The organism is Vibrio sp. Vb1755 (assembly GCF_033338635.1).
GTDB lineage: Bacteria > Pseudomonadota > Gammaproteobacteria > Enterobacterales > Vibrionaceae > Vibrio > Vibrio alginolyticus.
Genome location: NZ_JAWOTA010000047.1, coordinates 1 through 12,571 on the forward strand (window position 1 = coordinate 1; position 12,571 = coordinate 12,571).

4 protein-coding genes are annotated in these 12,571 nt (G+C 45.1%); 2 read left to right on the forward strand and 2 right to left on the reverse strand.

Annotation, left to right across the window (positions count from 1 at the left end; translation table 11 throughout):
* Window positions 1-30 precede the first annotated feature (30 nt).
* Window positions 31-7,104: an Ig-like domain-containing protein gene (locus tag R7E00_RS22075; protein WP_318124470.1), complete on the forward strand. Its 7,074-nt coding sequence runs from the start codon at window positions 31-33 to the stop codon at window positions 7,102-7,104.
* A gap of 87 nt (window positions 7,105-7,191) precedes the next feature.
* Here the strand turns inward: R7E00_RS22075 and R7E00_RS22080 are convergent, their stop codons facing one another.
* Both R7E00_RS22080 and R7E00_RS22085 read right to left on the reverse strand, forming a co-directional pair.
* Entirely contained in the window at window positions 7,192-7,806 is a 615-nt protein-coding gene (locus R7E00_RS22080) for an OmpA family protein (RefSeq protein ID WP_005377363.1), read from the reverse strand.
* Window positions 7,807-7,808: 2 nt separating this feature from the next.
* The gene (locus R7E00_RS22085; protein ID WP_021707835.1) at window positions 7,809-9,122 is read right to left on the reverse strand and encodes a TolC family outer membrane protein; all 1,314 of its coding nucleotides are present in this window, start codon (window positions 9,120-9,122) and stop codon (window positions 7,809-7,811) included.
* Window positions 9,123-9,511: 389 nt separating this feature from the next.
* Here R7E00_RS22085 and R7E00_RS22090 point away from each other — a divergent pair.
* A partial coding sequence (locus R7E00_RS22090; protein ID WP_318124471.1) for a Calx-beta domain-containing protein occupies window positions 9,512-12,571 on the forward strand: 3,060 nt, incomplete at its 3' end.

A 12,571-nucleotide genomic window follows, 5' to 3' on the forward strand; every position in this document is an offset into this window, starting at 1 on the left:
GATCCAAGCGGTGAAAGCGTTAGCCAAACGGTGAACTTCACAGTTGCGCCTGTGGCGGACATCGTGGCAGATAAAGCGACGGTTGTGGAAGATACGCCAACCGTCATCAAGGTCTTAGAGAACGACACGTTCGAAGGCGACGACAAAGTGGTGTCGTTGGATACCAATCACGGTCCAGCCAACGGCACGGTCTCGGTCAACCCGGACGGCAGCGTGACTTACACGCCAAACGACAACTACCACGGTACAGACAGCTTCACCTACATCGTCACCTCCGGTGGGGTATCGGAGTCCACCACGGTGAACGTCGATGTCACACCAGTGAATGACAGGCCTGACAGTGAGGACTTTACGCATGTTACTGACAAGCCTTTGACGCAAGTTGTATTTGATACTGATATGAAACCTTTAGGTGATGGCGACTCTCAGGATCATATAGCGGATATTGAAGATGACTTAAATGGCAACGATTTGCATGTGCGGATTACTGAACTGCCAACCTCAGGTACGTTGTTCTTTAAAGATAGTGATGGTGAGTTGCACGAAATTAAAGAAGTAAGCGATACGCTTTATGACAAAGACAGCCTTTACTATGAAGCTGATAATGTTGGCTTCTTATTAGGTATCAAAGATCGTCCTAATACGCCTAATAGCTCGGAATCTACAACAGATTTCAATAACTGGGGATTAAGTGAGGATGGTGGTTCATCACATTCCCGTACTGAGCATTTAGCAAATGGAGCTTCTATCACCATTTCTTCTGATAGCGGTGAGCTTGCGCAGTACAACCGCCAGGTGTCACACATCGGCAATGGTATCGCTGACAATGATGGGCAGGGTATTGAGAAAGGTGAAACGATTACGATCGATTTGTCTAATAACCCTGTGGGCAGCGTAAACCTTGGCTTAGATGGATTAGGTGGATTGTTTGATTACGGTGATGACAACGCAGCACTTATTACGGTTACATACTTAGATTCAAATAATGTCCAACAGACTCAAACGTTCGAGTTTTTGAAGCCTGAAGGCAACTTCATGCTATTCCAAGAAACAAGCGTTGGTTATGGGAAAGATCTAGCTCTTCCTGAAGGTTCGGTCATTACTCAGTTAGATTTTTCTACGAAAAATGAAGGGAACTGGGAGTTACGTTATGTAGAAGGTGTACCTGCCGAAGACAGCTTTGGATATGTGGCAGTCGACTCTGAAAATGGCGTTAGCGATCCATCTACAGTCAATATCGTTAATGAAATGCTAGATGGTAATATTGCTGAAAATGGGCCAAGCCTGTCTGTGGTCGGTGATAGCGTGACTGAGGGTGACAATGTCACGTTCTCGGTTGTTCTAAATGAAACCACCAGCACTGCCGTTAAGTACCAAGTTGATATGCTTGCTCAAGGTTCTTCAGTTGATAAGAATGACGTAAATCTATCAAATGCAACCTATACAAATGGTGTTGTTTTCTTAGGTGGTTACTTGATTGTTCCTGCAGGTATAAGTAGCTTCGAAATATCGATTCCGACTATTGATGACTTGGTTGTGGAAAGCAGCGAAACGATCGTTCTTGAGATCGGCGGTGAAACGGGGACGGCAACAGTTCTTGATAATGACAGTACAAAACTTAGCGTAGTAGATGCCGGCGATGTCATTGAAGGAACTGACGCAATATTTACCGTTTTACTCTCTAACCCTGTTCAAGAGGCCGTTGTCGTCAATCTGAAGTCAACAACAAATGATAGCTATACTGCGGAAGATGTTGATTTAGGCACTATGGTAGTGACCTATGTGGATACTCATGGTCAAACTCAAACATTAGATATGGCGCCTAATGGAGACGTTACCATACCTCCAGGTGTCGCTGAAATTAAAGTCGCAGTCCCGACCAAACTAGATAATGTCCATGAAGGTGATGAGAGCTTTGGTTTGACGGTTACGGAAATCGGTAGTGTCACCAGTAATGGTATTGCAACTGGTAACGCAAATATTGTGGATTCTGATCCTGCACCTTTAGTTAGTATTAGTGCCGATCAAAACAGCGTAAATGAAGGTGAAACGGCAGGCTTTACGCTGACACTTGATAAAGTTGCAGATGAGAGTGTTACGGTTCATGTCGAATATAGTGGCGTGGCCCAAGATGGAAAAGATTTTGTTGGCGTTCTGAGTGTTGAAGTTCCTGCGGGTCAATCTTCAGCTGCTCTTGACTTACTGACGGTCACCGATGGTATTTATGAGGGCGCAGAATCTTTCACAGTAACCATTAAAGAGGTGGATGGCGCTGATGCGAGCATTGCTTCAAATAACAGCGCAAGTGTTGTGATCGTTGATGCCCAAAGTGCACCGAAAGTGACTATTAGCTCAGATCAATCCTCAGTTGATGAAGGTAGTGATGCAAAATTTATCGTCAACATTGACCAAAAAGCAGATGAAGATGTACTGGTAACATTCACAATCGGAGGGAATGTTGATGACAAAGATTATATTGCTCCAAGTACGTACACAGTCACGATTCCAGCGGGTAAAACGTCGGCGCCGATTGATATAAAAACTCTCGATGATGGTATTTACGAAGATCTTGAAAACCTAACCGTGACTCTAATTGATACGGTTGGTGCAGATTCGACGCTTGCAAGTGACTCGAATGAAGCAACAGTCTCTATTATAGATGCTCAGCACGCTCCAGAGTTTATTTCTGGCGGCGATAGTGCTGGTGACAAACCAAATGATGATGTTTACGACTTCGGGTCAGTTAACGAAAACACGGTGAGTGGGGCCGTTATCGGCACGGTCGTTGCTGAAGATCACGATAATGACGTGCTTGTATACCGCTTTGCAGATGGCTCGAGCACTAATGGTATTTTTGATATCGACCCGACAAGCGGAGAGATTTCATTGAACAAGACAATCGATGATGTTGACTTGGGCGATTATATGCTTCAGGTTGAGGTTATCGATGGAACTGGCGGGATTGATACTGCCGAGGTAAATGTTTCTCTGGTAAATGTGAATGATGCTCCTGAATCTTCGCCTTCAGTGGTTGAGATGAATGAAGATACTCAAGTGATGCTTGATTGGTCATCATTCGGTATTAGCGATGTGGACTCTGATGTATCAGATCTCTCCGTCCAAATTACAACGCTTCCTAGCGATGGCTCATTAGAGTACAGAGATTCGCAAGGCGATTGGCAGTCTGTACAAATCGATCAAGTCCTCGATAAATCGCTTTTTGAGGAAAACGGTGTTCGTTTTGTACCTGAATTAAATGAATCAGGCAGTGACAGCTTCGGCGGAAATCAAGTCGGAGATCAGGAATCTAGTTACGCTCAAATTGGTTTTAAACCGACAGATGGGCAGAGCTCTGGTCAAGAGTCGACACTGACAATAGACGTGAACCCTGTAGCTGACAAACCGAACTTAATTGCAGTGACGCCATTAAACTCATTGCCTCAACAAGAGTTTAACGTTACGACATGGAGTAATGTTCAAGTTGGTTCTAGTGATGGTATGGGGGTCAATGGAGAGACTCTAATCTCAGCGATCAACGCTCTTAATGAAGCCGATGGTACTCGATTGAGTTGGGCAAATGTGGAAGATTTAGGGACTCATGCAACCTTGGCAAATGAGGCCGTTCTAGTCACATCTCTTGTTTATCTCGAAGCTGGCTCGAGTTACGACTTTGTCGGTCAAGCCGATGATAGCCTTGCAATCAAGTTGGGTGGTACGTTACTTGATCAAGCTCGTTGGGGGAGCGACAGTGGTGATATTAAGGGAGCTAGCTTTACCCCTTCGGTATCTGGCTTTTATCCAATTGAAATTTATCACCATAACCAAAGTGGTCCGGGTAACTTTAATGTGGATGTATCCATTAATGGACAAGCGCCTGTCAACCTGAGCAATAGTAGTCTTTACGTAGTTAGTGATGAAAGTGCACTAGAAGCAACTGATATCAGAACGTCTGAACTACAAGAAGTTAATGGTGTTGCGTTTTACGAAACATACCAGCTGAACGAAGGGTTACAAGATACAGCGATACCGCTCTCTGAAATTAAAGCAAGCTTAAATGATACAGATGGCTCTGAATCACTTAAAGTCACGCTAACTGGCTTACCTGTAGGTGCGATCCTTTCAGATGGAAATAGTTCTATTACTGTCGCAACTATTGATGAAGAACTGGACGTGACAAGTTGGGCATTAGATGCACTTACTGTGACTCCACCTGCGGGCTCCCATGATGACTTCACTATCAATTTGACTGCAACGAGTACAGAAAGCTCGAATGGTGATTCAGCAGAATCTAACTTGGCGATCAATGTTGTAGTACATGAGAACTTACCGACGGAAACGGAAAGTGATTTGGGCGAAACCATAGAAGACAATACTCTACAAGGGAATGTATTGCTTAATGACTCTGACGGCGACAATATTCTGATGGTAGATCATCTTACTATCGATGGTGCTGATTACGAGGTAGGCGAAAGTGTTTCTTTGACTAGTGGTACGTTACTAGTAAACCGAGATGGTAGTTACATATTTGAACCTGCTGAGCATTGGTCAGGTGACGTTCCATTAATTAGCTATACCACAAATACTGGCGTAACAAATACACTTGATATCAATGTTGTTGCTATCGCAGATGCACCTACGATCACGATCAATGTTGGCGACTTAGTTAAACGAGATGCTATTGATCCAAACCATCACTTAGCTACATCGGCAATAAATAATACCAATACCGAAAATGAGGCTGTCGCAGCCAACCTTGGGTTGGATAATGCAGTACCTAAAATTAATACACACGCTGGTGTTGTGTTGGGAGTCAATACTGACTTAAGTGACACCGACAGCTTGTTTGTTGGGACAGATTTCAACGATGTATTCTATGGTGGCGGTGGCGATGACGTATTTGTTGGCGGTGGTAACAATGATACGTTTTATGGTGATGACGCGACCAGTCTTACTCTGCATGATGGTAAAGATACAGTCTACTTAACAGGGAACTTTGATGACTACAAAATGACCTTCAAAGACGATCATGGAGGTAAAGTTCCATATTGGATTTTATTAGATAGTCGTTCTATCGATTCGGTAAACGATCATACAGGTAGTGATGACCGAGGTGATCATTTATATGAAATTGAACGCGTTGTTTTTGCAGACAAAATTGTTGATTTGAAACCTGATGGCACTTATGAAGTGCTTCAAGATCGCTGGATTTCGGTCGATGTGGATGTTGATCTAGTTGATGTCGATGGAAGTGAGGATTTAGCGCAGACTGCTCTTGTACAAGATCTACCAGACGGTGTTGACGTGTATGTTGATGGGGTCGCAATTAAGCAAGATTCAAATGGAGATTACCCTGTCACTCTTGGTACAGATGGTAAGCTTTCCCTGGATATCAGAGTGCCATTCGATTATGAAGGCAGCTTAGAGTTCCCGCTAAGCGTTACTGCTACGTCTGTTGAAGGATCAAATAATGACGCAGCTTCAACAACTGAATCCGTTGAGCTTACAGCTCGTGACTATGTGTTGGAGTCGGGATCGCATGGGAATGATCAGATAACGGGTAGTGACGATCACGATATTATTGTTGGTGATGTTCAAGGATTGGAGATCATTGCAGGTCAGGACTACAACATCGCATTTGTTCTGGACACTTCAGGGAGCATGGGTAACTGGGTAGGAACTGCGAAGCAAGAAGTGCTAGATGTGTTTGATGAGCTGTTAAGTGCGGTAAATCAAGGAGAGAAGCCAGGGACAGTGAATATTCACCTTAGTGAATTTGCTTCAAGTGCATCAGCGGTGATTTCTGTTGACTTGAGTTCTCTTACAGCAAGAAAAGAGTTTGTAGAAGAGTTGAATCGTGTAATTGATGATGAGGGTTCTGGCGGCACAAACTATGAGGCGGGCTTACAGTCGGCCGTTGAATGGTTCAGCAGTCAACCTAACCCTAATGGCCAAAATATCACGTACTTTGTTACGGATGGTCAACCAAATAGAGCAACATACCTCTATGGTGTAGCACCGAGTGAATTCTCGAAAGTGATTTTGGACGTCGATAATTCTGGCAAGCTTGTTACCCTGCAAGATATTGCGAGTAAAAACAATTACTCATACGGACAAACAGTTACCTACAAAGGTGATGTCGTTATAGATAGTTACGGTAAGGTTTATTCACCGCTAACAGGAAGAATCCTTGGCGATATCGACAGATATTATGGCTCTATCCGTTATTACGATGAAGGGAATAGCTCGACACAAGCTCAACACATGTATCAAGTACTAGCGGCATTGTCCTCTATAGAAGCGATAGGTCTTGGGAGTGGCGTTGATGAACATACACTCAAGCAGTATGACACTGATGGTGTGGTAGAGTCAGATATTGATGTTACTAAGCTTGCTGAAACGATATTGGGTCAAGATGTACCTCTCAAACAAGGTTCAGACACTATTCAAGGAGGTGAAGGTAACGATATCTTGTTAGGTGACTTAATTGAGTTTGGTGGTAATGAACAAGGCTTAAGTGCGATTCAATCACATGTGGCGCAGCAAACGGGTCAGGATGTGTCTACCGTTGACGGCGAAGATATACATGAGTACGTTAGAAATAACTTGGAAGAATTCAACCAAACTCACCAAGGAGATAAATCGGATAATTTATATGGCGGCGCTGGTGATGACTTACTATTTGGTCATGGTGGCAACGACATACTCGTTGGCGGTGAAGGGGATGATATTCTGATTGGTGGTTTAGGTAGTGATACTTTAACAGGGTCAGAAGGGGCCGACATCTTTAAGTGGAGTGAAGTCACTAACGATGTTGATACTGTCACTGACTTCAATAAAAATGAAGACGCTCTAGACTTCTCAGATCTGTTTGACGACTTATCTAAAGATGAAATTGGAGAGCTTCTTAATGATCTTCAATCAGGTGATCATACTGGTGATGTCGGAGAGTATCATGTAGAAGTGGCACCAGACGGGGGATCTGAGGCAAACCTGAGTATTACAAAAGGGAGCTCGACATTGGACATCCATTTTGACGGTGCAAGTGTTGATGATGTGACTCAAAGCTTAATTGCGAGTTTAGAAGCTCAGTACAAAGACATGTAGTAGCGCTAAACTGTAGTCAAATTTAAAATCAAAAAAGGTCTAGCAATTTGCTAGACCTTTTATTTTTACGGTCTGTTTATTGTTGTGCTAGCTTTTTGGAAGTGTTGTGAAAACGGTCCATTCTTTCTTCACTTCACCCTTGTGGCCAATCACTGTTGCGGTTACTCGACGGTTCAATGCGTGACTAACTTGGTCTGTACCTTGTGTCGCAAGTACTGTGTCTCCATAGCCGACAATGGTAACTCTATCTCCACTAATGCCGTTCTTCATGAGCTCTTTTCTAACGTTTTCAGCGCGGCGCTTAGATAAGTCAAGATTATGTTCTGCAGTACCAGTGCGACTAGCATAACCTTGAATCTCTATAGACGTGTTCGGGTACTCTTTCAAAAAGTCGGATAGTTCAAGAATTTGTTGCGTAAAGATAGGGTTGATCACATCGGAATCGTTCGCAAATAGTACTCGAATTTGCATTTCTTGTGAGGAGTCAACGTACGAACCACAACCGTCGTTGTCTATTTCGGCACCCAAAGGTGTACCCGGGCACAAATCTCGCTCGTTAATGACTCCGTCAGAGTCATCATCTATATGATCAGCCCACTGATCGGCAATTGGGGTATCTATGTAATCATATTCATCACCACGATCTGATGAACTGCATGCGGAGAGCATTAATGAGAGTGTAATAAAAGCTATGTGTTTCATAATTAATACTCCACTTCTTCTAGCCATTCTTTAGGCATTTCAACCCTTAATGCACTCAACAGTTGCCCAGTTGCGTTCATCACTCGATATTTGGCGTACTGCTCTGCGTATTTAGAATCTAAGTAGTCTTTACGCGCCTCAAAGAGCTCGTTTTCAGTGTTCAATAGATCAAGCAGTGTTCGTTTACCGATGCGATATTGCTTCTCGTAAGCAATTACGGTCTCAGACGCAGAGTCTACATGATCTGATAGAAACTCTTTTTGTTGTAATGTTAAATCAAGCGCACTCCAAGAAAGCCTTAATCCTTCTTCAACATTGCGATAGGCACCTTCACGCAAGTCTTTTGCTTTATTTAGCTGGTAGGCAAAGTTTTCTGAGTTCGCTGCATCACTGCCACCATTGAATAGGTTGTAGCGTAGACGCAGCATGGCAAGTGTCTCATCACTTCGACCTTTTAAACCATCAGCGTCGTCACGCCATGTTTGCGAAGCTTCAATTGAAATGGTTGGGTAATTAACACCTTTAGACTGTTTGTATTGAAACTTAGCCGAGTCTACGTCTGCGAGCGCCACTTGAATAACGGGATGAAGTTCAAATGCCAAGCCTACCGCTTCATCAACCGTGTACGGGATAAAGTTTTGGTCCGCTCTCGGAAAGATTAACCCTTGTGGTGTTTGACCGACTAAACGAGTGAACATCGTGTGAGAGTCATACAGGTTATTTTGAGCAGCAGCTAAGTTTCCGTGTGCTTTTGCCAAACGTGCTTCTACCTGCGTCAAGTCAGCAGTAGAGCCGATACCCGAGTTGACTCGTTTTTTAATGTCATCGTAAATATCTTTATGAACAGCAAGGTTGTTTTCTGAAAGCTTTAGGACTTCATACGCTTTAACAGCGTCCAAGTACACTTTAGTCACTTCAAGTGCCTTATCTGAAGCATCTGCTAAGAGTTGAAATCTAACAGATTCAGCATCAGCTGCGGTTCGATCAATATCATTTAATGTAGCGCTACCATCCCATATTAGTTGGGTCAGTGTCACTGAAGCTTCCTTTCGAGTGTAATCCGTGTCTCCTCGACCAACTTCATCTGACGGGTCTAATCCTTCATATCCAATTCCAGCATCTAGATCAACAGAGGGGAGGTAAGCACCTGATGAAGCTTCATTTATGTACTTCTGGCTCATAAACTCGTTAAATGCACTCTTAATATCGGGGTTATTTTGTAGCGTCTGTGCAACCGCTTGCTCTAGAGTTTGACCGAAAACTGGTGAAGACACTATTAAGCAACAGCAGGCTATATGTACTCGATTCCATCTCACGTTAGTTCTCCTAAAATCATGTCGCTCTTATTCTGTTTCATATTTGAGACGAGAAGTTACAAACAATGAATTTTCTTAGTGCGTATTATCAACTTGTTGATGTTTAAATGTTTAATTCAATAAAAAACAACAATCTTACTCTCTAAACTCTAGCATACGAGGCAAAGCTTGCTTGGTAAGTGGTCGATTTTTTCGTAGAAAACCTTTTTATCTTAAGAGCATAGCGGAAACTGGTTTAAATGAAGGCAAATTCTTCGGTTATTTTCCTTATTACTCTCAAAAAACTAAATCCTCTTGGAATAAAACGAAAAATTCATATTTTGTCTAAACTATAGACGTGTTTAGTGCAGTAACAAGCCTTTAATTAAACTAATACAAGGATGAAGAGCATGGATCGAGTAGCGTTAAGTTCATTGATGAGCAATGTCGTGGTTATAGGGCTTGATGGGAACCTGAGAAGTCTTGAAAGTGGTCAGCTACCTCAGCCTGGTGAATTAATTATTGAGGAAGTTTCTGATACATCAGAATTAATTGTACAACAGGTAACACCGCAAGGTAGTTCAATTAACGTTACTGATGATGTCACTGCGCTAATCGAGGCTATCGTTAGTGGAGAAGACCCTACTGCTCTTGGTGAAGATTTTGAGCCAGCTGCAGGTGAGGAAAGTGGTTCTAGCCCCCAAAATACTGGTGCAATAGATCGTACTGGCGCTGAATTGTTGGCTAGTACGAATTTTGAGACCGTCGGTATTGATGGAATCGGACTATCTACAACTCAAGCACTATCTTTGTTGGATCTTTTCAGAGTAATTAATGGCCCTGTACCACCGACTATCTTAGTTCAAGAAATATCTAGTCCGACTATCAACGAAGGTGACCAAGTTGTATTCGATATTACTCTAAGTCAAACAACTGAAGACAACACTGATGTCATTCTTTCTCTCCTTGATGGAACCGCAACAGGCGGCTCAGCTGACGAGAACGGGAGTGACTACGTCAATGAGCGTGTCCTCATAACATTTTCTGATGGTACAACAGAAGAAGTTTCAGTCGGTGAAAGCGGAACCTTTACCATTTCGATCCCACCGGGTGAAAGTGACTTTACGGTCTCTATAGACTCTATTGACGACTCTGTATTTGAAGGCCCAGAAACGTTTACGCTCTCTGGCACGACAGAAGAACAAAGCACACCTGTTACTGGGACTGCCACTATTTTAGATGATGGTAGTGGACCTGGCTCAAATCCTGATGATGATCGCCCAGCGGTAACGATGAGTGATGCAGGTACGGTTAATGAGGGCGAGACAGCGAATTTCAAAGTGACGTTGTCGAACGCCTCCGAGTCTACAGTTCAAGTCGAGCTAGGCCTCAACTTGGGCGATACCGAAGCCGGTGACTTAGGTACCTTGGAATACAACACAGGCTCCGGTTGGGTTGCAGTGCCAAACGATGGCGTAGTAACGGTGCCAGCAGGGCAAACCGAGTTTGATGTGCGTATCGCTGCCATTGATGATGCTGTTTATGAAGGCCCTGAAGATTTCAGTGTGACGGTAACCGGCATTGGCGCAGTACAAGGCAGCGATACGGGGACAGCAACGATTGTGGATGACGGCAGTGGTCCGGGCCCTGATCCGGATGATGACCGTCCAAGCGTGACTATTTCAGACGCTGGCACCATCAATGAGGGTGAGACAGCGAACTTCAAAGTGACGCTGTCGAATGCCTCCGAGTCCACTGTTCAAGTCGAGTTAGGCCTGAACTTAGGTGACACCGAAGTTGGAGACTTAGGCACCTTAGAATACAACACAGGCTCCGGTTGGGTTGCAGTGCCAAACGATGGTGTGGTGACCGTGCCAGCAGGGCAAACTGAGTTTGATGCGCGCATCGCTTCCATTGATGATGCTGTTTATGAAGGTCCAGAAGATTTCAGTGTCACGGTAACCGGCATTGGCGCAGTACAAGGCAGCGATACCGGTACGGCAACGATTGTGGATGACGGCAGTGGTCCGGGCCCTGATCCGGATGATGACCGTCCAAGCGTGACTATCTCAGATGCTGGCACCATCAATGAGGGTGAGACAGCGAACTTTAAAGTGACGCTGTCGAATGCCTCCGAGTCCACTGTTCAAGTCGAGCTAGGCCTGAACTTAGGTGACACCGAAGTTGGAGACTTAGGCACCTTAGAATACAACACAGGCTCCGGTTGGGTTGCAGTGCCAAACGATGGTGTAGTAACGGTGCCAGCGGGGCAAACCGAGTTTGATGTGCGTATCGCTGCCATTGATGACGCCGTTTATGAAGGTCCTGAAGATTTCAGTGTGACAGTGACTGGCATTGGTGCAGTGCAAGGCAGCGATACGGGGACGGCGACGATCGTGGACGACGGCAGTGGTCCGGGCCCCGATCCAGATGATGACCGTCCAAGCGTGACTATTTCAGATGCTGGCACCATCAATGAGGGTGATACGGCGAACTTCAAAGTGACGCTATCGAACGCCTCTGAAGCGGAAACGCAAGTAGAGTTGGGTCTTAATCTCGGCGATACCGAAGCCGGTGACTTAGGCACCTTGGAATACAACACGGGAAGTGGTTGGGTTGCAGTGCCAAACGATGGCGTGGTGACGGTGCCGGCGGGGCAAACTGAGTTTGATGTGCGCATTGCTTCCACTGATGACGCCGTTTATGAAGGCCCAGAAGATTTCAGTGTCACGGTGACTGGCATTGGGGCGGTGCAAGGCAGCGATACGGGAACGGCAACGATAGTGGATGATGGCAGTGGTCCGGGCCCTGATCCGGATGATGACCGCCCGAATGTGACTATTTCAGATGCTGGTACCATCAATGAGGGTGAGACAGCCAACTTCAAAGTCACCTTATCGAACGCGTCTGAAGCGGAAACGCAGGTGGAACTGGGTCTTAATCTTGGTGATACCGAAGTTGGAGATTTGGGCACCCTAGAATACAACACGGGAAGTGGTTGGGTTGCAGTGCCAAACGATGGCGTGGTGACGGTGCCAGCAGGGCAAACTGAGTTTGATGTGCGCATTGCTTCTATTGATGACGCGGTGTACGAAGGCCCTGAAGATTTCAGTGTCACGGTGACTGGCATTGGCGCAGTGCAAGGCAGCGATACGGGGACGGCAACGATAGTGGATGACGGTACGGGGCCAGGACCTGATCCGGATGATGACCGTCCAAGCGTGACTATTTCAGACGCTGGCACCATTAATGAGGGTGAGACTGCGAACTTCAAAGTGACGCTGTCGAATGCCGCCGAGTCTACAGTACAAGTCGAGCTAGGCCTCAACTTGGGTGATACCGAAGTTGGAGACTTAGGTACCTTAGAATACAACACCGGAAGTGGCTGGGTGACAGTGCCAAACGATGGCGTGGTGACGGTGCCAGCAGGGCAAACCGAGTTTGATGTGCGCATCGCTTCCACTGATGAC

Coding starts and splice junctions, on each gene's coding strand:
- R7E00_RS22080 (WP_005377363.1), bottom strand. CDS start 7,806: ATGAAACACATAGCTTTTATTACACTCTCATTAATGCTCTCCGCATGC.